The sequence below is a fragment of the Candidatus Seribacter sulfatis genome (assembly GCF_964187635.1).
GTDB classification, from domain to species: Bacteria; Verrucomicrobiota; Verrucomicrobiia; order Opitutales; family Seribacteraceae; genus Seribacter; species Seribacter sulfatis.
Genome location: NZ_CAXLMO010000081.1, coordinates 26,625 through 48,482 on the forward strand (window position 1 = coordinate 26,625; position 21,858 = coordinate 48,482).

A 21,858-nucleotide genomic window follows, 5' to 3' on the forward strand; every position below is an offset into this window, starting at 1 on the left:
AATGTATTGTACTCAGTTAAAACTCTCCCTGTTCAGTCTCAGTATTCTCCTTAATTGGCTTTTTTTCGGTTGTACCCAACAAGAAGATGAAATTGAAGTTTCATCTTCACGGGAATCAATTACTCTTAATAAAGAAGCAATGCGTGGAAGACATGTATTTAAAGATGGTTCAATATATGAGGGAGAATTAGTGAAGGGTAAGCCAAATGGTTTTGGTACCCATAATCTGGTAAACGGAGATATCTTTGAAGGGCAACATACAGATGGTTTTGCACATGGACATGGTACAATGAGGTATAAATCTGAATCTAAATTAGATCGATATGTCGGGAATTGGAGAAGTGGGAAAAGGTATGGTTTTGGTACATTAATATTGGAAGATTCTTCTCGATTGGTCGGGGACTGGAAGAATGATAATCTTAATTATGGTGAATACCAAAGTTCAAATGGAGTAATAATGTCGGGGAAATGGAATAAAGATTATTTAGAAGAGGGCACGATGAGGTTAGAGGATGGTGCTGAATACTCCGGAAGTTTTGCAGGGGAGGGAGTTTTTTCTTATGGTAGTTTACTCTCGATTAATGGAGATCATTATACGGGAAGGTTTCAAAAAAACATATATTGGGGAAAGGGCATGTTGAGAACTGCAGATGGAAGTATTTATACCGGGGCATTTAAAGAGGGGGAATTTTCTGGATACGGTATTTTAACTGAAAATGACGGTTCGGTTTACTCGGGTGGATTTTTATCCGGAGTGCCCAATGGTCAAGGAGTTCAGACCGATCAATCCGGAGTTGTATACAGTGGATCTTGGTCAAATGGAGAGAAACAGGGTGTTGGTACCCTCGATTTTGGGGATGGTACAAGTTATACTGGAAAGTTTCTCCAGGGATTGGCAATAGAAGGATTTTACGACTGGGGAGAAGGAGTTTTAACAAATTCATTCCAAGATGAAAATGGGAATTGGATTGATCGAGAATAGAGTTTACTAGTAGGGTAGGAAAGATTCGTTGTTGCCAAGTGTAGTTTTTTTCATCTAAATTATTATAAATTTCTTTTATGAACAGCCCAACATCATTAAGCATAAAATTTTGGGGGACGCGCGGAAGTATTCCATGTCCTGGTCCTGATACGATCAAATACGGAGGTAATACTACTTGCTTTGAAATTTTCTGTGGTGATAAACGAGTGATTATTGATGCTGGCACTGGTATTCGTTTATTGGGTAAGAAAATTATGATCGAAGAACAAAATCTGCTCGATGCTGATTTATTTTTTACTCATACCCACATGGATCACATCCAGGGATTACCATTTTTTGCTCCTCTGTATAATCCCAACAGCAATGTTCGCCTCCACGCGGGTCACCTTGCAGGAGATAAATATGATTTACACGGCATTATAGGGACAATGCTTATGAAGGACCCAGTCTTTCCAGTCCCCAGCGCTCTCATTGAAAAAGCATGTTCATTTAACGACTACGATTGCGGGCACGAATTTTCTTTAGAGGGCGGTATTACAATTAAAACCGGTCAATTAAATCACCCCAACGGAGCCTGTGGCTATCGAATTGAATTTGCCGACAAGGTCATCGCAATTTGTACCGATACTGAACACTTTGAAGATCGGATTGATGAAAATGTGGTTACCCTTGCTAAAAATGCCGATATTATGGTGTACGACTCTGCTTACACCAATGAGGAGTATCAAAATTTTAAAGGTTGGGGGCATTCAACTTGGCAGGAAGCACTAAAGGTATCCGAAGCTGCTAATGTAAAACAGACATTACTCTTTCACCACGATCCTTCCCACAATGATGAAAAAATGGATCAAATCGCGAAGGAAGTTTCTTCTCTTAGGGATGGAGTTCGTCCTGCCATTGAAGGCGAAGTAATTACAATTTAATCTCTTTCCTACTTGGAGTTGTTGAGATCGTAGAGGGGGGCTGAATCGGGTAAGATGTCCTTAATCGTACCGAGCCCTTGTTTATTAATAATCAATCTCTCAGGTTTGGAGTGTAAAAAAATATTTCCATTCCCCAAAATTCTTGCATCCATCCATTTATTAGGTTTCAGGTGAACGATTCCATTTCCTTGGTGTATCAGGGTTGCTCGTTCTACTTCCAATTCATCGGCAATGAACGATCCATTTTCAGAGACTTTTACTTCCATCTCTTCACTTATATTTCCTTTGAGTAAAATGTTACCAGATCCCTCGTGGATTACATTTAATACTTCGGCAGCTAGGTTATCAATATGAAGTTTTCCGGAACTTGCCATAAATAAGGAGATTTTTTTGGCTCTCAGATTTTCTGCTGTCAGATTACTTTGTCCGAGGAGACGAATTTCACGAATCTCTTCAACCGAAACTACGATTTCAACTGGATAAGTTCTTTCTGCATTGAGTCTTATAAATGGTAACCGACGAGCGATATTATAGGTGTTATTTGCATCGATAAATAGTGTCTTCCTGGAAACCTCAGTTTTAATCGATTGAATAATCTCTGTATCTGCATAAACAGACGCTTCCCTCAAACGTTTGCCCTTTACCAAAAAAACATCAACATTTCCATTTACTTCAATTTTATCAAAGAAAAATAATAATTTCTTTTTTGATTCAAGTTCCCCCCGAAGGAGGCTAGCAGCTAAAAAAAAGAATATAAACGCGAACAGTTTAGAATTTCTTTTTTCCATACTTTTTCTTTCTTCCGTACTTCTTTCCCCCTGAGTAACCCCCGGTCTGGGCAGTTTTAAGGTTTTTCCCACCTTCCTTGAGAAAAGAGATTTGATCGCGCAGCAGAGCGGCTTTTTCAAACTCCAATTTCTTTACTGCTGCGAGCATGTCTTTCTCTAGTTCCTTAAGGAGTTTGCGAATATCTTCCTTTGAAACATTTTCGGAAACCGCTAATAAATCTTCACTCTCTTCTTTCTTGGAACGTAAACTTTCTTGTAGAGGTCGAATCACGCTCTGGGGAGTAATACCATGTTCTTCATTATATGCCATTTGCTTGTCTCTTCGATATTGGCAAACTTGAAGTGTCCTGGTGATCGACTTGGTCATTACATCTGCGTAAAAGATCACTCTTCCTTTTTCATGCCTTGCAGCCCTTCCGGCAGTTTGGATCAAGCTGGTCTCGCTACGAAGAAAGCCCTCTTTATCTGCATCCAGCACAATGACCAATGCCACTTCCGGTAAATCTAAACCTTCCCGTAATAGATTGACTCCTACCAGCACGTCGAAAGTTCCAGCTCGAAGACTTCTGAGAATTTCTACCCGTTCAATTGCATCAATATCAGAGTGTAGGTATTCGACTTTTATTTCGTGATCTCTTAGGAATTCGGCTAAGTCCTCAGTCATTCTTTTGGTTAAGGTGGTCACCAAAATTCGATAGCCCTGTTTGACCACTTTTTTGATTTCCCCGATACAGTCTTCCACTTGTCCTTTTATCGGACGTATTTCCATTTCGGGATCAAGTAGACCAGTGGGGCGAATAAGCTGTTCCATAACCACTGACGACTTTTCGAGTTCAACTGCAGCAGGAGTGGCCGAGACATAGATAGATTGGCCGGTTACACTTTCAAACTCTTCGGGTTTAAGTGGACGATTGTCCAAGGCAGACGGGAGGCGAAATCCAAAGTCCACAAGTTTCTGCTTTCTTGAAAGGTCCCCTTTAAACATTCCCCCAATTTGAGGAATTGATGCATGACTTTCATCAATAAAGAGAAGAAAGTCTTCGGGGAAAAAGTCGATCAGACACCATGGGCGCTCTCCTGGCTTTCTTCCCGATAAGTGCCTTGAATAATTTTCAATTCCATTGCAAAAGCCAATTTCTCGAAGCATCTCTAAATCATATTCAGTACGCATACGGATACGTTGGGCCTCCAGTAAAAGATTGCTTCCTTCAAAATGTTTAACTTGTTCTTCGAGTTCTTTTTCAATTGCCTTACACCCAACCTCCAACTTGTCCTTAGTCGTAACATATTGTGTCGCCGGGTACACTCGATATGAATCATATTTACGAATTGTTTCTCCTGAAATTGGATCAATTTCACGAATGTCCTCTACTTCATCCCCCCAAAATTCCACGCGAATTGGATTGTTTGCATAGGCAGGAAATAAATCGACTACATCTCCACGAACTCGAAACCGACCGGCTTTTAATTCCATGTCATTGCGATTGTACAATGCTTCGACCAATCCTTCGAGTAAGTTATCTCTACCCAGGTCTTGCCCTTTGGTTATTTCAATAGATAATGCCTCAAAATCATCGGGTGAACCTAATCCATAAATACACGAAACACTGGCAATAACGATGACATCGCGACGGCTAATTAATGAACTGGTCGCTGCCAGTCGTAAGCGTTCAATTTCTTCATTAATAGAGGAGTCCTTTTCGATAAATGTATCGGTCGAGGGGACATAGGCTTCGGGTTGATAGTAATCATAGTAACTTACGAAGTATTCTACGGCATTATTGGGAAAGAAAGCTTTGAATTCTGAATATAATTGAGCAGCTAAAGTTTTATTAGGAGAAATAATTAATGCCGGCCGTTGTAAATCCTGGATCACATTGGCCATGGAGAAAGTTTTTCCTGATCCAGTAACACCCAAGAGGGTTTGGTCCATGTTGCCCTTTGATATTGATTCCACGAGTCCTTTTATGGCCTGCGGTTGATCACCCATTGGTTGATAATCCGATTGTAATCGAAAATCCATATTACCCCCTTATTCAGTACAGGAATTCAGCCCGGATTACTCGGGTAGTATCCAGTCTCGCCTTCGGATTTGCCAATAATGGCAGCGGCACAACTATCACCCAGTACATTGACTGCAGTACGAGTCATATCGAGGAGCCGGTCGACGACAAAAACGATACCCACTCCGATCGAAATGGTAGCATCCGGAAAACCCACCGCGTGTAAAATTACTATGATTGCAACGAGACTGGCTGAGGGAATCCCGGCAACTCCTATTGAGGTGAGTAATGCCATGATTACAACTGTGGATTGAGTAACCCATGTCATTTCCACACCAAATAACTGGGCGAGGAAGACCACCACCACGCACTCAAAGAGTGCAGTTCCATCCATATTCATAGTTGCCCCGAGAGGAAGTGTGAAGCTAGCAATTTTTTTGGAAACCCCTGCTCGTTTGGTTATACAATCGAGGGTAACGGGAAGAGTTGCTGATGAGGAGGCGGTTGAAAAGGCAGTTAGTAAGGCAGGAGATAGCGCTTGAAAGTGTTGGAAGAAATTAATCTTTCCAAGAATTCGAAGTAAAATAGGCAGAACCAGGAAGCTATGAATTGCCAGTCCAAGAAGAACCGTTAGAGCAAATGTCCCCATCACGGAAATGGTTTCAATCCCAACCATCATCAGGGTAGGGGTTACTAAGCCAAACACACCGTAGGGTGCAAAAGAGATTACAAAATTCGTAATTCCAAGAATGGTTGAATTGAGACCTTCCCAAAATATGGTCTGGCTTTGTTTGTATTTTCCGGGAAGCCGGGCAATAAAAAAGCCAAAGAGTAAACTAAAGAATATCAGACCGAGAAGTTGACCCTCCACTGCTGCTTTAAAAAGATTTTGGGGAATCATTCTTTGAAAAATTTCAAGAATGCCTTTCATGCCTCCATCGGCATGCTCAAATGCCCGTTCCACCTTTTGAGCTTCAAGGGCACTTTGTCCGGAAAGCATTTTTTCACGAATTTCTGGATCCACCTGTCCGGGTTCGATTAAATTGACGCAAAGTAATCCCACGACCACAGCGAGGAGTCCGGTCAGGGAGTAAAAGAAAAGTGTTTTGAGCCCTAACCGTCCAAAGTCTTTATCTTCTCCAATCTTGGCAACTCCACAGATTATCGAAGTCATGACAAGCGGAATAACAACCATTTTAAGAGCGTTTAGAAATAGACTTCCCACAAAATTGGTAAAGTAGTGAAGATTCTCAAACCACGCCGGTTTTTCTATTGTAGATTCAGTGGTGAAATTTGCCCATAAGCCAATTGAAAATGCAAGGAGTAGGGCGATCAGAATTTTCCAGTGAAGTGCGAGCTTTTTCATAGGTTCATTTAATTTATAAATAAGCTATTGAGCAAGGAGATGTTTACCATGGTGGGGTCGGTAACCACCTTGTGAGCACCGCTTGCGAACAGTTCCGTTTCCGTTCTCGTCGTGGAGAGCCCAAGTGCTTTCATTCCGCCAGAAATTGCTGCTTCTATGCCGTGTGTACTGTCTTCCAATACCACGCAGTTTTCTGGAGCTTGATTGATAATTTGAGCCGCTTTCAGAAATACCTCAGGATCCGGTTTTCCACGAGTTACATCTTCCGAACAGACTGAACCGGAAAAAAAATGACCAATCTTTAACTGTTCGAAGGCAAGAGAAAGATTGTTCTTCTCAGTCGAAGTTCCAATTACACAGGGAATTTCCTCTCTTGCCAATGATTGAAGAAGTGTACGAACTCCCTCCAAGATTGGAATTCCCTCAGCTTTTCCCAAATCTCGGTATAATTCTTCTTTCCTTTTTCCCCATAACGAAATTTCATCTTTATTTTGTGTCCATTTTAGGATCTGGGGGATTATAATTTCATTTCTCTTTCCAAATCCAAGAACAAAGTGGTCTTTCGGTAGGCTGAGACCGAGTTCATTGGCGAGCATCTCCCAGCTTTTCTCATGCAAAGATGCTGAATTAATTACTACTCCATCCCAATCAAAAATTACCCCCCCTAATGCCATGCTATTTACTCAGCAGTCTCGTCTCTTGTATCGGGTCCGATTTGTAAGGTCCTTTTTAGGCTTTTGAAAAACCCTCCTTCTTTCTCAACGGTCTTTGGTTTATCTTCAATTGTGTCTTCCACTAGAGTTGAATTTTTTTCTAGAATAGGGGGCAGGGGAGGAGCAATGTTTTGATCTTTCGGACGAAGGAAATCAGGTAAGGGGGACTGGACTTCTGGATCCTCAGTGGTGGGGTAAACATCTTCTGTAACCTTGATCGCAGTTGCTCTTTCCCCCAGAATTTGGTTCAGGAGGTCACGGGTTAAAGTAACTTCTGCATTATCAAAGCCTAGAAGCTTCTCTTGTTTTGAAAGAGTTTCGCCTAAGATAACCATTGCCTCATCAGTACGCTGGGCGAGGTAGTGTAATTTACCAATTCTAAATAATGTATTGAGAGTCATTGGATCCTTCTCACCCATAATTGCCCTCTCAATGGCAAGGGCTCTTTCGCTGATTGAAAAGGCACTGTCTTCTTCTCCTAACTCTAGATGTAAGTCAGCTAATTCATTCATGGATCTTAGAGTCTCGGGGTGTTCGTGGCCGTATTTTTCCTGCAAGCGTTGATAGACGGTGTATTGTGCCTTCTTTGCCTCTTCGAGCATATCAAGCTTTCGATAAATTTCGGCTGTTGCATTGAGGGTGTTGAGAGTTTCCGGATGCATCGAACCGAGTTCCTCTTCTTTAAGCTTTAGTATTTGAAGGTACTGTTCGAGTGCTAGATTGAAATCATTTCGAGCCGCTGCAATATTGGCCAGAGAATCCATTGCTCCCAACGTATCAGGGTGGCTTTGCCCTAGTGCCAACTGTAATTTTGATACAATTTGAGTCGAGAGGTCCTGAGCATCATCTAATCTGCCTAGTTTTCCTAAGCATTCCACTAAAACTTGTCCTCTTCGTAAACTCTTGGGGTTGTTGGCTCCAAAGCGTAGTCTCGAGCGTTCGTAGGTATTTCGAGCGAGGCTTTCCGCCTGTTGAATCTTGTCACTCGCCAGGTAAATCCTGGAAAGTTCGGTCATACAACGAAGCAACATTGGATCGTCTTGCGTACGATTCTGATCATTTAAGAGGGATAATGATTGGGTACAGCGATTTTCTGCCTGTTCTAATTTACCAATTCTACGATAGACAATGGCCAGGTCGATTTGGGCATCAATGACATCATTATGGTTCGCTCCCAATGATTGAGTTCTCCTTTGAAGGAGTTCTTCAAGCATTGGCTCTGCCTCGACATAATTTCCAAGGGCTTCATGCACCATGGCAATTTCGTTCATTGCATGTAGCCGAATAGTCAGATTTAACTGATCCGGACGATGATAAAGAGTTAATACCCGTTCAAGTTCAATTTCGGCTTTTTCATACGATCGAATAGATCGGTATGTCTGCCCCAGGCATAGTCTGATTTTAGCTTCTATTTCCGGTTTTTCTGCGAGTTCGTTGGCCCTTCTTGATCCTTGGTCCAGCATTGTTTTTAGTAATTGTGTATCCATTCCCGCGGTGTTTTGGGGGTCAAGGGATATGAAAAGATTTTGAACAAAAGCAGTGATAGTCTGCGTTTTTGCCAACTCTACCATTGCTAATTGTTTTTCAATTTCAGCATTTGCCCGGGCTATTTTAGCCTGTTGTTGTTGAAACATCGCATATACAGCAAGTGAAATTGCAGAGATTGCTAGAATGGCGGAAACAAAGGCAATTCGTGCGAGCCTTTTTTGCCTAGCCAGTAAATCCCTCTGTTTGAGATCATCAAGTCCCACCCCAATCAAACCAGCGACTAATTTAAGCAAAGAATTTTTCTCGCCGTCTGCTGTTTCTCGTAAATCGGCGGCGGCTGGTTCATGTTTTTGATCGGTAATTTCACCCTCTGCATTTACTAGTCTTCTCGCAGCGAGGGGAATACACTCATTTTTACTTTCACCCTTTGCATCTTCGGACATAGGCTCTCCTGAAAGGATTAGGCAGAGAACGCGATTTTCTTTCCCCATCGCTTTGAACATTCGAATCTCTTCATTTACCCATCGTGATTGAACTGCGTGGGGAGAACATAAAATGATAAGATGGGATGAGTCCTTAAGAGCCTGTTCAATCAGAGGACCCAGCTGTGCTGCACCTGCCAATTCATCTCTGTCTCTGAATATAGGATAAAGTCTACCAGGGACAGTGCCAAAAGGGCTGTTTTGCCCAATCAAATGTTTTGGTACTCTAAAGTCTTCTAATTTCTTACGCAGCCAACGTGCTTTTTCCTCATCTTTGTGAGCATAAGTTAGAAATGCCCTATACTTAAAAGTAGAACTCATATGACAACGAACTACTAAAGCGGAGAAGGAACTAAGATTCCCTCTTTACCAAGTGGGGCTATGATTGAAATCTTGATGAAACTTGATTCCAATCAAGCACATTCCAAAATGCAGCAACATAATCAGGTCGTCGATTCTGATAATTCAAGTAATAGGCGTGCTCCCATACATCGAGTCCAATTAGCGGAGTACCTATATCGTCAGCGATTCCTTCCATTAGTGGGGAATCTTGATTGGGAGTAGATGTAATTGTTAAAGTTCCGTCTGATTGCTGGATAAGCCAAGCCCAACCAGATCCAAATCGAGTCAGCGAAGCTTTTAAAAAGGTATCTTTCAATGCATCAAGATTACCAAAAGTTGCTGAGATAGCTTCATTCAATGCACCATCTGGTAAGCCTCCGCCTTCCGGAGATAGACTTTCCCAGAAAAAAGAATGATTAGCATGTCCACCGCCATTGTTTCTAACTGCACCACGAATCGACTCGGGTAGGGAAGAAATATCTGAAATTAGATTATTAATTTCCATTTTTGAGAGATCATCATGGCCTTCGAGGGCAGCATTTAAGTTATTAATGTAGGTCTGGTGATGCTTCCCGTGATGAATTTCCATTGTCCTTGCATCGATGTGGGGTTCGAGTGCATCAGTCGCAAAATGGAGGTTTGGTAATGTAAAAGTCATAATCGTTTTAATTTATGGATTAAAGTTATTTGAAATTAATAAATTTATGAAAAGCCAACATTAATAAATAATTTTGCGGAAGCAATGATTTTTAAGTGTTAACTTGTCGTTTTAATTGGAAAAATTTCTGAATAAGGCTTTTACATTCTAACTCTAAAGTTCCCTTGAAAACCTTTGGTTTATGATTTGAATGTGGAAGTTCATGCAAAGATGTGGATCCGCCCAAGCCACCCATTTTGGGATCTGTAAATGCGTAATGGACTTCCCCCATGCGAGATATTATTGTTGCACCTGCACACATGGGACACGGTTCTTTAGTGACAAATAACTGACATTCATTTAACCGCCAATCGCCTACGAACTTTGCTGCCTGGGTAATGGCAATCATTTCAGCATGGGCACTCGGATCTTTTTGTTGCCGAGTTTGATTGTAAGCAGAAGCAATAATTTCATCCTTGAAGACTATAACAGCACCGATAGGAACCTCATCTGCATTCCACCCATTAATCGATTGGTTGTAGGCATGCTGCATATAAAACGATGCGTTTCTCTCTAACTGACTCGGGAAAAGCTTGGTGAATGGACAATTTTGTTTGGTTGGCATTAGGGGGATTTACAATTTACTACGGCAATTAATCTAAATTATAATAGAAGGTCGAACTTGACGAAATCCTAAAAGATGGTGTTATGAAGCTTTTATATTAAATTTATGTCTGGAGAAGAAGTTGTTGAAGTCGAGGGTAAAATCACCGCAGTTTTACCAAGTACAATGTTTAGAGCAGAACTTGAAAATGGTCATCAAGTACTCGCTCATATTTCCGGAAAGCTGAGGAAACATTTTATCAAAATTACAGTGGGCGATATTGTTAAGATGGAAATGAGCACGCAGGATTTGCAAAAGGCAAGAATTGTGTATCGCTTAAAGAATGCGGAGGTAAATCGTAATGCGCCGATCCGAAGCTTTGGTCCACGAGGTAAGAGAAGATAATTCTTTTTCATTTTTTCACTCAAAATAAGTTATTATGAATATTATTGAATCGATCGGTCGTACACCTTTGGTGGAACTTACTAAATTAACGAAGGATTGTGGCGCTCGCATATTTCTTAAGTCTGAGTTTTTTAATCCGCTCGCAAGCGTAAAAGATCGAATCGGTGCTGCGATGATTGAGGCTGCTGAAAAAGACGGCTCATTAAAACCAGATAGCGTAGTAATTGAACCCACTTCTGGAAATACAGGCATCGCGCTTGCCTTCGTTTGCGCGGCGAAGGGATATAAATGTATTCTTACAATGCCCGAGACTATGTCCAAAGAAAGAAGATTGCTTCTTCGATTGTTGGGAGCTGATATTGTTCTTACACCAGGGCCAAAAGGAATGGGGGGAGCGATTTCAAAGGCGAGTCAATTAATGGAGGAGCATGGAGAAAACGGTTTTATGCCTCAACAATTTAACAATCCTGCGAACCCCGAAGTTCACCGCAAAACAACTGCAGAAGAAATTTGGTCAGGGATGGAAGGCAAGATTGATTGTTTTATTTCTGGAGTGGGAACTGGAGGAACAATTACTGGGGTGTCCGAGGTGATCAAGAAGCGCAACCCCGATATGATTTCGGTTGCAGTTGAACCGATTGAAAGTCCTGTAATAACCCAGACAAGAAATGGGGAGGAAGTTAAGCCGGGTCCACACAAAATCCAAGGCATTGGTGCAGGATTTGTTCCCAATAATCTCAATTTGGACATTATCGACGAGGTTGAACTGGTAAGTAGCGATGACGCATTTGAGATGGCCCGTGAGTTAAGTTTAACTGAGGGTGTACTAGGTGGAATTTCAACTGGTGCCACGGTAACAGCAGCACTCAGAATTGCAAAACGACCTGAGATGGCAGGGAAAAATATTGTCGTGGTTGGTGCAAGTTGTGGGGAGCGTTATCTTTCGACTCCACTTGCTGCACAAGCTGCATCTGAGGTTATGGATGCAGTGGCGGAAGAGTAGGATCCAATAGTGCTACAGTAGAACCGATTTTCAGGGTTTTTGCTCACCTGAAGACCTTCTTCTTTTGTAATGAGAGCTTTAGTTCGAAGAGTTCTTTCGGCCACTGTATCGGTGAATAGTCAAACCGTTGGTGAGATTAATCGAGGACTCTTAGTTTATTTGGCCGTTCACAGGGACGATGAAGATTCTGATTTGGGATGGATCAGCCAAAAAATTTTGGGAATGAGAGTTTTTGAGGATGATGCGAAAAAAATGAATAATTCATTAGTAGAGAAAGGGTACGAACTAATGGTGATTAGCCAATTTACACTTTTTGGATCCCTTCGAAAAGGGTTTCGACCTTCTTTTAATCATGCGGCAACTCCAGAGTTTGCGGTTGGTCAATATCGTAAGTTTTTACAAATAATAAAAGAAAAATTGAATGGTAGGGTAGCATCCGGAGAATTCGGAGCAGACATGAAAATTCTTTCAATTGACGACGGTCCAGTAAGTTTATGGCTTGATTCAAAAGAGAAGAATTATTGATTGATTCAATATCCGTACTTAATAAGTGGTGGAATTGACATTTGTTGTGGGCTAACATTATTTGATAATGTTAGGAGAAATTGAACTGCTGTTTTTTCTTTTGAACAGAACAAAGCGAGTCTTTATCAATTGTAAAATGATATTGAATTTCGTGTATAAGATTTTAATAATAAGATCGAAGGGTTCTTGCATTAGAATAACGAATTAACTTACTATAAAATCTTGAGATTATTTATTTCACATATTATTTTCTTAGCTTTCCTATTTTTTAATTTAGGGTGTGGGGGTTTGAAGGATAATCAAGTTCCAAAGGTCCATCAGGCTTGGGATGCCCGTTATCATTACGACTTGGAGAACAGAAGGATGATTTCAAAATATGACAACAAGAAAATTGGTCGGTCCATCGGTAGAGATGAGTGGGGTAGGATTGATCATGATCGTTACTGGGTTATGAAACCATTTAAGGGAGAAAATCTCTTGGAGATAAATAAATCTAAACTTAATTCAGAACGAGATCTTCGATGGGAGGAGGCAAACAGTAATTTAATCGAAGCAAGAAAGATCGAATTGGCGCAGATCTCAACAATTGATGGGGAGGGAGGTACGGAATCATTAAATGAGGACTCTGAAATAGAAACTACTGAAAGCGATGAATTTCTTCCTGCTCCATTTTTGCCTCAGGGCATTGATATGGAGCCAAGTGAGCCCATGAATACAGATTTTAATGAAGGTATACCTCAATTGCCAGAAGCTGGTTTAGGTGACCCCAATGATCTGGATACACAAGAACCACCCTCTCCCTTTGCTCCTTTGCCGCCTCTTTAATATAAATGTATAAATTAGGATACATTTTAAATATTCTCACCCTTGCTATGGGTACGGTTGCATTATGGCAGATTTTTTCTGTGCAGGCAGAGAATGAATTTTTGGAAAAAGAAATTTCTGATTTTAATTCTAAAGTCCAAGATATTACGCTTGCTGTAGATGAGGCAAAAAAAGGGCAGTCCGACAAATTTGCACGAGAAAAAAGAAAAAATGCAGAATTAGAAGCGAATGAACAATCGTCGGTCGGAGAGATTACTGATCTGAGTCGTAAGAAGAAAGAGATGAGTATCATTTTAGAGGAAAAAACTAAGAAGGTCGAAGAATTGTCTTCCTCGATACAAAAAGCCAAAATAAGTCTAGCAGGGATTGATAAGGAAATCGACCGATCGAGGAGTACTTTACGCTCGATGACTCTCCTCGTTCCCAATTTACAATCCTCCCTTGTATCTTTAGAAGATGATATTTCTCAGAAGAAAGATCGAATAATGGAATTAGAAAAAAAGATTTTGTCTTATGATAGAGAGACGGATCTATTAAAAGAGCACTTTGAATTTACGGTATCTGCATTACAGAAAGATTTCTACGAACATCCTTGGTTGGAAAAAGGTGAACGAGTAAGCGTCTCGTTTTCTAGCTTAGATTTAGAAACGGGAATGATTATGCTACCGATCGGGAAAAATCATGGACTGGAGCAGAGCATGAGGTTTGCCGTTCGAGGAAATGGAAAGTCGATTTGTCAGATTAAGATAAATAAAGTCGCATTTGATCATTGTATTGCAATGATTATTCCATTGTTAGGAAACCCAAAAGAGTTACTGGAAGTTACAAACCTTGACCTTATATATCTTTAGAGTTTTCACCTTTTTGGGGGTGCTTGGTCTGTTTGCTTACATGCTTTTTGGTCCAAATGCTTCGAATTCATTATCTCAGGATCTCGAACTCGTTCAAAAAAAACACGCGGAACTCACCCTTCAACTTGATTTGGATAAAAACGAATCGAATCTTGCTTTATCTGCCTTGTACAGGAGTCGTGTCGACTATCGAGATAAAGAAGAAGAAACCTTATCCAAGATCAAAGATTTGCAAGGGGAAGTGGATGGATTTACTCCTCGACTCGCAACTATTGAAAAAGAGATTAAGGAAAAATCTGATGAGCTTTCTAAATTAGACCAAGAAATTTCTTCTGCTCGCGAACCAATTGACAAGATTGTGATGCAAATCCAACCGATTGAGGAGAAGAAGAAAATAATAGAAAAAGAGAAATTAAAACTTCAAGAAACTCTGTCTTTGGTCGCTCAGGAGGCAGAGCAGATAGAAAATAAGTTCAACTCTCTGGAGGTTAAGCGGAATTTAGCTTCAGATAGTTTTGAGGAAGAACGGAGTAGACTGATGAAAGGAATCAAGAAACCTCACCATCTGTATTATGCGGTTGATAAAGAGATCGTAGTAGCAAATCGTGCTCCGTCTGGTAAGGGAATCTTTATTAATAACGGATATATCGATGGGTTTCGCGATAATATGGAGTTCATTACCCGAAATGAAAATGCAACATCTAATTTATCTTTTCGCTTAAAGGCGACATTAGTACAAAAAAACTTTTCTTTTTTGAAGTTTATGGATCAATTACAAGTGAAGGATTCATCTTTTGCTTCGGAAGGGCAGACTTTAATAGTAACAAGAAGTGGTCAAATTACAGAAGAAAGGAATCAAGTTGATCAAAACATTACTCTTGAATAGTGTGAAAAAAGTTTCCATCTCCAGTTTATATTATTTCTTGCTAAATTTTTTTAATTACCCCATCCTTCGCTTTTCTTATTAACTTTACTTGTGGATACCCCCCCCGAAGATACTACTGACGAACAGCTTGCTGATCTTATAGCAGATCCGGATACTACCGATCAATCTGATGCAAATGAAGATGTTTCAGCAGGTTCTGTAGAGGTTGGTATTCCTCCGCAATTAAATCAAGAAGGCGATGGGGTTGATAGTAGCGAAGAATCTTTCAGCATCAATGATTTTGATGAAGACTTCCATGCAGATAAGCCTCCTAGTCAAGATGTCGAAAAAGAAGCCAGTGTAGATTTGCCAGATGAGGAAGTACAAAATGCAGATAGTACTGAAGACCATCAAAGTCCAATCATTGAAAATAATAATAAACCCAACTCGAGCCAAAATGGAGATGGGGATGTTGCACAATTTCGGCAGACTTTGGCTAGCTTATCTAGGCAGCTTGAATTAGACCGTCTTGCATTTTTACATAAATCTCTTCAAGACTCAGGAGAGCAATTACCCAGTCTCAATGAGATCGCATCCGATATTACTGGTAAAAGACTTATTAAACCAAGTGGCGATCTAGATCAATATGGGAAACGCCCTGCGGCAAGGTTGGAAGGTTGGCTCTCCGGTTTGTCATTTGGGGTAAGTAAGCGGGCAAAGAAATTTTCTAAGTAGTATTAAATTGATATAGATTTCATTGAGTGAAGCAATGAAGCCTAAAACGAATGATACAGTAGATTTCTCAGTTATTATTCCCGCCTATAATGAACAAAATTATATCGGTGCAGTTCTAGATAGACTCTTCAATGCGATTGCTGAAATAAAAAATCTTACGGGAGAAGTTATTGTGGTAGATAATAACTGTTCCGATCAAACTGCAATTTTAGCAAAAGAAAAAGGGGCAAGAGTCGTTTTTGAACCGATTAATCAAATCTCCAGAGCACGAAATGCAGGGGCATGTGTTGCAAGGGGAAAATACTTATTTTTTGTCGATGCGGATACCCAGATCTCAAACGAATTACTTTTGCTCTCTTTGCAAAGGCTAGAAGGGGGGGAATGTGGAGGAGGAGGTTCCACGGTTGTATTTGATTCGAACCAAAATCAATTCTTTTTTGGTTCTTTTATGCCTTATTTCTGGTCTTGGATATCGAAGACTTTTAAATTGGCCGCCGGTAGTTTTATTTTTTGTGATAAAAAAACTTTTTTTGAAGCAGATTGTTTTTCTGAAAAGTTGTTTGCAGGCGAAGAAATATTATTTTCGATCAATTACAAAAAGCGTTGTAAGAAAAAAAGTCTAACCTTTGAAATTGTAGAAGATTTTCCAGTCGTTACATCCTCGAGAAAATTGGTCTGGTTTAACCCTTTGCAAATTTTATTTACGATCTTAATCCCTCTTTTCTTTCCTTGGGCCCTACGATCGAAAAGGTTTTGTAGTTTTTGGTATCGAAGACCGGTTAATTAGTTCGAAAGTTCTAATCGCATGGATAGCGCAAATCCCATCTTTGTCGAATTTTGTCTAAGGTCGAGATAATGGAAAGGCTTTCCTGTAAGGGCATAATTGGACTTTCTTTTTTTCCATCTAATAGTAATTGGCTAAAGTGTTCTATTTCATAATTGAACCCATTTCCTATAAATGGAGATTCAATTTTTCGAACCTTACCCGTTTTCCATTCTGTAATAGTCATAACCTGCGGTTTCCAACATTGTTTGTGAATTCGAATACTCCCCTCGGTACCTGAAATAAAAGCTTCCTGTCTAGTGTCTGCTTGAATTGATGAATGTAGCAGTGCCATACTACCGTTTGGATATTTGAAAATCATTGAGGCTTGTTCATCAACCCCAGTCCTTCCATTGGTCCATTCGGTTACGAACGACTCGGGAGTCCCGTTAATCATGAATGACAGGGAGATTGGATAGATTCCAACATCCAGGAGAGATCCACCCGCAAGGTCGGGGTTAAATAACCGACCTACTGGATCGATATTCTCTGGCCTAAAGCCAAAATCAGCCTGGATTGTTCTCACTTCTCCAATTTCTTTATTTTTCAGGATATCTCGAACTTTTTCCATTAGGGGAGGGAACCTTGACCACATTCCCTCCATTAATAGAACATTTTTTTCTTTTGATTTTTGAATCATAAGCTCAACTTGATGAGCATTTACCGCAATTGGCTTTTCACATAGTACTCCTTTGCCATTTTCCAGGCAAAGCAGGGTATTACTGACATGCTCTGTATGGGGAGTGGCAATATAAATGGCATCAATAGATTTATTTTCTGCTAATTCTTGGTAGGAGGAGCAGGGCAGCGGTATATTCCATTCGTGAGCAAACATTTCAGCAGATTCCTTCGTCCTCGAACCTATTGCGTGGAGTTTGGCATTTTTCGCATTGCTTACTCCCTCTGCAAATGCTCTTGCTATTCTACCTGTTCCTAGAATACCCCATCGAATCTTTTTGCTCATGGATCTGTTAGAATCAATTTTTTCATTACAAGCAATCTTTAACAAATTCTATCCTGACGGTCTTGGTTGACGAAAATGTATAATTATTCAAATAACTAATGTATGTCATTTAAGTCCTATTATTCTATTTTTGAGTGTACGCCTATTATTTTATTTTTTGCTTCTATTTTTTTATTGAGTTGCTCTGTGGAAGACCTCGCTCCTCAGCAATCAGATTCCAATCAGACCACCCTAGCGGACAGCGTTGCCATAGAATCTGTTAAAAGTTTGTCGAATAATAAAATACTGAGTAGTGAAGTTGTTGAGTTTTTAGATTCGTTATTGCAAAAACGATTGAATGAAATTGTTCCTAAGATCGTTCAATCACTTCCCGAACCGGGAAAGTTCGATTATGACAGGTTAGAAAATTCTTTTTTGAAAATGCTTATTAATAATAAAAGCACTGATCATTCAAAGAAATACCAATTCTTGTGCGACGAGAACGAGCGTTGGATTTATCGTTGTAATCAAGAAACAGGCGAAATTGAGTGCTTTAGTATGAGTTCTAATAAGTTACGCTTGCTCTCGAGCACTAAGTAAGCAAATTTTAGATTGTTTATTCTGATGAAATTAAAAATAGAAACTTTTTTTTTACTCTTCTTTTCTTCAATCTTGTTCTATGGCTGTGGGAACAAAGAAGGATATAGCTATCGGTCAAAAGAATTGAACCGTTCCAAAAAACCAATTGCGACTGTAGAGAAAGCCTGGTTAGCCCGTCATCAGTATGACCATGAGAGAAGAATGCTGATTCCTATGATTGGAGGTACGAGGTGGGGAGCGGTGCAGGAGTATAAAGAAGATGGTACGCTCGAATATAAGGATTGGTGGATAAGGGATGTGAAAATAGAGGATTTAGAAGCTCGGCCGAGCACTAAGCTAAAACGACCCGAAAAGACGAATAACAACAAACCAATTACACTTGAAAATATTGATTTAGATAGTTTCCAAGGTACTTTACAGGCAGAGCCAACCTCGACTAGTGAACCTGATGCGATTCCGACCGAATTACCCTCGAATCAAGAAGATCTTAACATTGAAAATACAGAACTGCCTGTGGGGGAGTCTCCGTTTCCCGCGTTGCCATTTGATAGTGCTCCACCGTTCCAGGAAATCAACCCTGCTTCGGACAACCCCTTTGCTCCACTTCCTGATGGCTTGCCCCCTTTGGATCCAATTAACGATGGGGGAAATGTTCCTCCGCCTGACCCGTTTGGGTTGTAATAGTAATCAGTATTGATTTAATTTGATTTCTCCGGTTCCAAAAAGAGGAGGGGGATCGTAGTTTTCATCGTTACTAATTTCTGAGGGCGAGTCTGTAAAAACTTTCTTTTCATTAGTTCGTGTAATTTTTGGGGTGGGTAATGGTTTGCTTTTCTTGAGTGATTTTTCAGTACTCTCGGTTGGCGGTGTACTTTTCAGTGTTTTCTTTTCTGCGACACCAATATTTTTGAGCCAAACTCGACTGACCTGGATGCGAGTATTTTCGCCAATGACCTTCTTTAGCTCTGCCCATGTGATATCTGCATAGCAACCAGCACCCTTCGTTTTCCCACTCCCTACTTTCCTGGGTGTTCCATTTTTATTTAAAGTTTTAGGCATTACTATTCGTATTAAAAAAAAAGTTCATAATCAAAGATAATTTAATTTAGTATATTATTATTGAATTTAAATAAAAGGACTCATTAGTATGTATTTATGAGGAAAAAACCTGTAAATAACATAAAAGTACCCGCGAAGGCAAAAAAGCGTGCTGCTCAAGTTAATATGATGCAAAGAAGCAGTGATGAGATGGGGAAATTTGACAACACCTCTGCCACTTCGATTTCAATGGGTATAACCGCAGTAATGGGTTTGGGGATAGAGATAGGTTTTTATTTGTTTGTGTTATTATTTAGAATTTCAACGAGTACCCAAATAATCTCCGATTATTTTTATGAACGCGGTTGGGTACCCTATGTCCTTACCTATTTGGCATGCTGGTCATTCGCTATTTTATTCCTCAAAAGAAAGAAGCTTAAAGGTCAGCTTAATATTATGCAATTTAAGCTATTACCTGAAGACATTAGCCAAGATATAAAAGTAGAAAATCTGCCTCAATTTGCTGCCCACATTAGCCGACTTGGTTTTGATCCGAGGCAGAGCTTTCTTCTCACCCGAATATTTCGGGGACTTGAGCATTTTAGTGTGAGAAAGAACCATACTGAAACTGCGGATATGTTAAAGTCGCAGTCGGAGATTGATGCGACTATGGTCGATTCCAGTTATGTTTTAATTAAGGTTTTTATCTGGGCAATTCCTATTCTTGGTTTTATTGGCACGGTGCTAGGGATCAGCGATGCGGTTTCTAGTTTTGGTGGCGAAATGGGAGCCGCCGCGGATATTGAGGTGATAAAGGAACAACTTGGCCAAGTAACAGGAGGTCTAAGCGAGGCATTTGATACTACCTTGGTGTCATTAATTTTTAGTCTTTGGGTTATGTTTCCGACTAGCGTTATGCAAAAAAACGAGGAGGACTTGCTCAATAAAGTGGATGAGTATTGCAATGAGTATTTCTTGAAACGCTTACGTGAACCTCACGGAGAAGTTGGTTCTGCTGGATCAGGAGAGACCATTGAGCGAATTGAAAATCTCCAAGCCTATCTTCTACAACTTCAAGAATCTCAGAGTGTTGTTGCCCAGCAAATGACACAAGTTGCGAATCAATTTAATCAAATTATGGAGAATGCTTCTATTGAGGAAGGAAACGGATCATAGCAAGTTCTAATAGTTTAAATTTATTTATCCATTGAAAAAGAAAAAGGCAGATTTACAAATCTCACTTTTCCCATTTCTTAGCATTTTAGCCTGTGTAATTGGGATTTTAACTTTGATGATTACTGCAATTGTAATCGCTCAAATCGACCCTGAGGCGGTAAATGAGAAGATAGAAACTGCATTGGAAGAGGATGATGAATTTCAAAAAGAAATTGCAGAAAAAAAGAAGGAAATTCAAAATCTAAAAGAAGAAATAAAAGATATTAAGGAAAATCCGAGGCAAAAAATTGATCCTAAACTGAAGGACCGGCTTAAAAAAGAAATTTTGACATTAGCAAAGCAGGCGGAAAAGAGACAAATTGAAGATAAGCAGAGTAAGATAATTCTAGGCGAGGTCGTAAAAATAAAAAGTGAATTGGCTAAGTTGATGAAAAACTTGGAGGTTGCAGAAGACGAATGGGAGTTGATGAAGGAACCGGAGAAATTGGCGACGATGGTCATAAAACAGGCTGGATCTGGTAATGGAGGTGATTTGGAACCAACTTTTATCGAATGTCACGAAAGGGGAATCAAGGTATATGATAAGAACGGTAAGTCTTTTGAAGTATTAACAGATCAAATCTCCAAAAATACCAAATTAAAAAGTGTTATTCAAAAAGTGGCGAAGGAAGGCCCATATCGAATATGGAGGAGTTCTCAGGGAACAGAAATGGATGCTCGTTTCGTACAACGTGATGGTAGTAAAATTACCTTAAAAGATAAGCAGGGCAGAGAGATTAAGCTTACAGCTCTTCAGTTGGCACCGAGTTCGAGAAGGGCGATTTATAAATACGATGAGGCAAGAAAATTAAAATTACCTGATCCAGAAGCGCGTTACATAATTTTTCTGTTACGATCAAAAGGTTTTTCTTCTTGGTATAGAACTACTTTAATTTGTGAGGCTATCAGGTGTAAGTTCGGTCAAATCCCTCTAGACGGAGATGGTGAAATTGACCTTTCCCTTTTTCTTGGATCGTGAGAAAGAAAAAGAAAGAAGATATCGGCAGCCTTGATTCTTTATTGGATACAATAACTACTGTCGTTGGAATCCTCATTATTCTGCTTATTGTGGTTCAACTTGGAGCCGGCTCGGCAGTGAAGAGGATTGTAGATGAGAAGAAGGAAGAAAACTCGATCGAACTGATGGAGTTGGCAATGAAGCAATTTGAGGATCAGAAAAAAAATCTCAATGAAGAAAAGAAAAGGTTACAACTTCAACAGGCTTCTCAGAATAAAGATCAACAAAAACTGATTGAGGAAATTAGTGAGTTGGAAAAAGAGTTATCTGATAAAAAAAAAGGCATGCCCCCTGTCCCTCCACCACTCCAAAACCTTCGCCAAGAGAAAAGTAAGCTCTTTAATCAAAAAAATTCAATCGAAGTAAAATTTCGAAAAGTGAAGGGTCTTCTTTCTTCGGGTACAGAACAAAATTCAAAATCTATGAGCAAAGATATCAGCCTGCCAGATCCAAAGCCAGCAGTTCCTGGTTCAAAACCTTTTCGATTTTTGTGTCGAGAGGGAATGATCTATCCAATTAATGAATCAATGTTGTACGCTCGTATAAAATCTGCACTTACCAAGTCCGGACCCAAGCCAAATAAAGATGGAGAATATGAAAGTTCAGCTTTCATAAATTTCATTCATTCACAGAAGATTAGTACTTCCTTTTTTACAGTTAAGGTTAGTGTAGATGGAGGGAAGG

At 40.0% G+C, this 21,858-nt stretch carries 24 protein-coding genes; 15 read left to right on the top strand and 9 right to left on the bottom strand.

The annotated features are described in order from the left end of the window. Nucleotide 1: 1 nt before the first annotated feature. Entirely contained in the window at nt 2-982 is a 981-nt protein-coding gene (locus ACKPQ5_RS07990) for an MORN repeat-containing protein (RefSeq protein ID WP_407678578.1), read from the top strand. 77 nt (nt 983-1,059) lie between these two features. Next, the gene (locus ACKPQ5_RS07995) at nt 1,060-1,905 is read left to right on the top strand and encodes an MBL fold metallo-hydrolase (protein ID WP_407678579.1); all 846 of its coding nucleotides are present in this window, start codon (nt 1,060-1,062) and stop codon (nt 1,903-1,905) included. Nucleotides 1,906-1,913: 8 nt separating this feature from the next. On the opposite strand, the gene ACKPQ5_RS08000 is transcribed toward ACKPQ5_RS07995, so the two are convergent. The 7 genes from ACKPQ5_RS08000 to ACKPQ5_RS08030 all read right to left on the bottom strand — a co-directional run bounded on the left by ACKPQ5_RS08000 (nt 1,914) and on the right by ACKPQ5_RS08030 (nt 10,349). Further along, complete coding sequence (locus tag ACKPQ5_RS08000; protein WP_407678580.1) at nt 1,914-2,693, bottom strand: GIN domain-containing protein; 780 nt, start codon at nt 2,691-2,693, stop codon at nt 1,914-1,916. Further along, nucleotides 2,674-4,716, bottom strand: coding sequence for an excinuclease ABC subunit UvrB (uvrB, locus tag ACKPQ5_RS08005; RefSeq protein ID WP_407678581.1), 2,043 nt, complete (start codon nt 4,714-4,716; stop codon nt 2,674-2,676). The genes ACKPQ5_RS08000 and uvrB overlap by 20 nt, the downstream gene beginning before the upstream one ends. A gap of 26 nt (nt 4,717-4,742) precedes the next feature. Then, nucleotides 4,743-6,062, bottom strand: coding sequence for a dicarboxylate/amino acid:cation symporter (locus ACKPQ5_RS08010; RefSeq protein WP_407678582.1), 1,320 nt, complete (start codon nt 6,060-6,062; stop codon nt 4,743-4,745). Nucleotides 6,063-6,070: 8 nt separating this feature from the next. Then, nucleotides 6,071-6,736, bottom strand: coding sequence for an HAD family hydrolase (locus ACKPQ5_RS08015; protein WP_407678583.1), 666 nt, complete (start codon nt 6,734-6,736; stop codon nt 6,071-6,073). 5 nt (nt 6,737-6,741) lie between these two features. Further along, nucleotides 6,742-9,066 carry a tetratricopeptide repeat protein gene (locus ACKPQ5_RS08020; protein ID WP_407678584.1) on the bottom strand — a complete coding sequence of 775 codons (2,325 nt, stop codon included), beginning with the start codon at nt 9,064-9,066 and terminating at the stop codon, nt 6,742-6,744. Between the two features lie 58 nt (nt 9,067-9,124). Continuing rightward, nucleotides 9,125-9,745, bottom strand: a complete 621-nt coding sequence (locus ACKPQ5_RS08025; protein WP_407678585.1) for a superoxide dismutase — start codon at nt 9,743-9,745, stop codon at nt 9,125-9,127. A 91-nt stretch (nt 9,746-9,836) separates the two neighbouring features. After that, nucleotides 9,837-10,349 carry a nucleoside deaminase gene (locus ACKPQ5_RS08030; protein WP_407678586.1) on the bottom strand — a complete coding sequence of 171 codons (513 nt, stop codon included), beginning with the start codon at nt 10,347-10,349 and terminating at the stop codon, nt 9,837-9,839. A 105-nt stretch (nt 10,350-10,454) separates the two neighbouring features. Between ACKPQ5_RS08030 and infA the strand changes: the two genes are divergently transcribed. The 8 genes from infA (at nt 10,455) to ACKPQ5_RS08070 (ending at nt 16,324) form a co-directional block, all read left to right on the top strand. Continuing rightward, nucleotides 10,455-10,733, top strand: coding sequence for a translation initiation factor IF-1 (infA, locus tag ACKPQ5_RS08035; RefSeq protein WP_407678587.1), 279 nt, complete (start codon nt 10,455-10,457; stop codon nt 10,731-10,733). Nucleotides 10,734-10,767: 34 nt separating this feature from the next. Next, nucleotides 10,768-11,736 (top strand): cysteine synthase A, encoded by a 969-nt coding sequence (gene cysK / locus ACKPQ5_RS08040; protein WP_407678588.1) that lies wholly within the window; start codon nt 10,768-10,770, stop codon nt 11,734-11,736. Between the two features lie 69 nt (nt 11,737-11,805). Next, on the top strand, nt 11,806-12,261 hold the full coding sequence (gene dtd / locus ACKPQ5_RS08045) for a D-aminoacyl-tRNA deacylase (RefSeq protein ID WP_407678589.1): 456 nt from the start codon (nt 11,806-11,808) through the stop codon (nt 12,259-12,261). A gap of 288 nt (nt 12,262-12,549) precedes the next feature. Continuing rightward, nucleotides 12,550-13,086 carry a hypothetical protein gene (locus ACKPQ5_RS08050; protein ID WP_407678590.1) on the top strand — a complete coding sequence of 179 codons (537 nt, stop codon included), beginning with the start codon at nt 12,550-12,552 and terminating at the stop codon, nt 13,084-13,086. A 5-nt stretch (nt 13,087-13,091) separates the two neighbouring features. Further along, a complete protein-coding gene (locus ACKPQ5_RS08055) occupies nt 13,092-13,937 on the top strand; it encodes a hypothetical protein (protein WP_407678591.1) in 846 nt (281 codons plus the stop codon). Beyond that, nucleotides 13,918-14,823, top strand: coding sequence for a hypothetical protein (locus ACKPQ5_RS08060; protein WP_407678592.1), 906 nt, complete (start codon nt 13,918-13,920; stop codon nt 14,821-14,823). Before ACKPQ5_RS08055 ends, ACKPQ5_RS08060 begins: the two co-directional genes overlap by 20 nt. Nucleotides 14,824-14,913: 90 nt before the next feature. Continuing rightward, nucleotides 14,914-15,537, top strand: coding sequence for a hypothetical protein (locus tag ACKPQ5_RS08065; RefSeq protein ID WP_407678593.1), 624 nt, complete (start codon nt 14,914-14,916; stop codon nt 15,535-15,537). Nucleotides 15,538-15,571: 34 nt separating this feature from the next. Beyond that, nucleotides 15,572-16,324: a glycosyltransferase gene (locus ACKPQ5_RS08070; protein ID WP_407678594.1), complete on the top strand. Its 753-nt coding sequence runs from the start codon at nt 15,572-15,574 to the stop codon at nt 16,322-16,324. A 10-nt stretch (nt 16,325-16,334) separates the two neighbouring features. Here ACKPQ5_RS08070 and ACKPQ5_RS08075 read toward each other — a convergent pair whose 3' ends face one another. After that, nucleotides 16,335-17,324: a Gfo/Idh/MocA family protein gene (locus tag ACKPQ5_RS08075; protein ID WP_407678595.1), complete on the bottom strand. Its 990-nt coding sequence runs from the start codon at nt 17,322-17,324 to the stop codon at nt 16,335-16,337. A 174-nt stretch (nt 17,325-17,498) separates the two neighbouring features. Here ACKPQ5_RS08075 and ACKPQ5_RS08080 point away from each other — a divergent pair, with 174 nt between their 5' ends. Both ACKPQ5_RS08080 and ACKPQ5_RS08085 read left to right on the top strand, forming a co-directional pair. Further along, the gene (locus ACKPQ5_RS08080; RefSeq protein WP_407678596.1) at nt 17,499-17,903 is read left to right on the top strand and encodes a hypothetical protein; all 405 of its coding nucleotides are present in this window, start codon (nt 17,499-17,501) and stop codon (nt 17,901-17,903) included. Between the two features lie 24 nt (nt 17,904-17,927). Continuing rightward, nucleotides 17,928-18,584, top strand: a complete 657-nt coding sequence (locus ACKPQ5_RS08085; protein WP_407678597.1) for a hypothetical protein — start codon at nt 17,928-17,930, stop codon at nt 18,582-18,584. Nucleotides 18,585-18,590: 6 nt separating this feature from the next. Here the strand turns inward: ACKPQ5_RS08085 and ACKPQ5_RS08090 are convergent, their stop codons facing one another. Next, nucleotides 18,591-18,962, bottom strand: a complete 372-nt coding sequence (locus ACKPQ5_RS08090) for a hypothetical protein (protein ID WP_407678598.1) — start codon at nt 18,960-18,962, stop codon at nt 18,591-18,593. A gap of 96 nt (nt 18,963-19,058) precedes the next feature. On the opposite strand from ACKPQ5_RS08090, the gene ACKPQ5_RS08095 reads away from it, so the two are divergent. The 3 genes from ACKPQ5_RS08095 to ACKPQ5_RS08105 all read left to right on the top strand — a co-directional run. Further along, nucleotides 19,059-20,117: a MotA/TolQ/ExbB proton channel family protein gene (locus ACKPQ5_RS08095; RefSeq protein ID WP_407678599.1), complete on the top strand. Its 1,059-nt coding sequence runs from the start codon at nt 19,059-19,061 to the stop codon at nt 20,115-20,117. Nucleotides 20,118-20,232: 115 nt separating this feature from the next. Continuing rightward, nucleotides 20,233-21,135 (top strand): coiled-coil domain-containing protein, encoded by a 903-nt coding sequence (locus ACKPQ5_RS08100; RefSeq protein WP_407678600.1) that lies wholly within the window; start codon nt 20,233-20,235, stop codon nt 21,133-21,135. After that, nucleotides 21,132-21,858, top strand: a 727-nt coding sequence (locus ACKPQ5_RS08105; protein WP_407678601.1) for a hypothetical protein, incomplete at its 3' end; no start/stop codon positions are given. The genes ACKPQ5_RS08100 and ACKPQ5_RS08105, both read left to right, overlap by 4 nt.

What these genes read in the sequence shown, in the direction of transcription:
- ACKPQ5_RS07990 (WP_407678578.1), top strand. Translation starts at nt 2, where the DNA reads ATGTATTGTACTCAGTTAAAACTCTCCCTGTTCAGTCTCAGTATTCTC.
- ACKPQ5_RS07995 (WP_407678579.1), top strand. Translation starts at nt 1,060, where the DNA reads ATGAACAGCCCAACATCATTAAGCATAAAATTTTGGGGGACGCGCGGA.
- ACKPQ5_RS08000 (WP_407678580.1), bottom strand. Translation starts at nt 2,693, where the DNA reads ATGGAAAAAAGAAATTCTAAACTGTTCGCGTTTATATTCTTTTTTTTA.
- uvrB (WP_407678581.1), bottom strand. Translation starts at nt 4,716, where the DNA reads ATGGATTTTCGATTACAATCGGATTATCAACCAATGGGTGATCAACCG.
- ACKPQ5_RS08010 (WP_407678582.1), bottom strand. Translation starts at nt 6,062, where the DNA reads ATGAAAAAGCTCGCACTTCACTGGAAAATTCTGATCGCCCTACTCCTT.
- ACKPQ5_RS08015 (WP_407678583.1), bottom strand. Translation starts at nt 6,736, where the DNA reads ATGGCATTAGGGGGGGTAATTTTTGATTGGGATGGAGTAGTAATTAAT.
- ACKPQ5_RS08020 (WP_407678584.1), bottom strand. Translation starts at nt 9,066, where the DNA reads ATGAGTTCTACTTTTAAGTATAGGGCATTTCTAACTTATGCTCACAAA.
- ACKPQ5_RS08025 (WP_407678585.1), bottom strand. Translation starts at nt 9,745, where the DNA reads ATGACTTTTACATTACCAAACCTCCATTTTGCGACTGATGCACTCGAA.
- ACKPQ5_RS08030 (WP_407678586.1), bottom strand. Translation starts at nt 10,349, where the DNA reads ATGCCAACCAAACAAAATTGTCCATTCACCAAGCTTTTCCCGAGTCAG.
- infA (WP_407678587.1), top strand. Translation starts at nt 10,455, where the DNA reads ATGTCTGGAGAAGAAGTTGTTGAAGTCGAGGGTAAAATCACCGCAGTT.
- cysK (WP_407678588.1), top strand. Translation starts at nt 10,768, where the DNA reads ATGAATATTATTGAATCGATCGGTCGTACACCTTTGGTGGAACTTACT.
- dtd (WP_407678589.1), top strand. Translation starts at nt 11,806, where the DNA reads ATGAGAGCTTTAGTTCGAAGAGTTCTTTCGGCCACTGTATCGGTGAAT.
- ACKPQ5_RS08055 (WP_407678591.1), top strand. Translation starts at nt 13,092, where the DNA reads ATGTATAAATTAGGATACATTTTAAATATTCTCACCCTTGCTATGGGT.
- ACKPQ5_RS08070 (WP_407678594.1), top strand. Translation starts at nt 15,572, where the DNA reads ATGAAGCCTAAAACGAATGATACAGTAGATTTCTCAGTTATTATTCCC.
- ACKPQ5_RS08075 (WP_407678595.1), bottom strand. Translation starts at nt 17,324, where the DNA reads ATGAGCAAAAAGATTCGATGGGGTATTCTAGGAACAGGTAGAATAGCA.
- ACKPQ5_RS08085 (WP_407678597.1), top strand. Translation starts at nt 17,928, where the DNA reads ATGAAATTAAAAATAGAAACTTTTTTTTTACTCTTCTTTTCTTCAATC.
- ACKPQ5_RS08090 (WP_407678598.1), bottom strand. Translation starts at nt 18,962, where the DNA reads ATGCCTAAAACTTTAAATAAAAATGGAACACCCAGGAAAGTAGGGAGT.
- ACKPQ5_RS08095 (WP_407678599.1), top strand. Translation starts at nt 19,059, where the DNA reads ATGAGGAAAAAACCTGTAAATAACATAAAAGTACCCGCGAAGGCAAAA.
- ACKPQ5_RS08100 (WP_407678600.1), top strand. Translation starts at nt 20,233, where the DNA reads ATGATTACTGCAATTGTAATCGCTCAAATCGACCCTGAGGCGGTAAAT.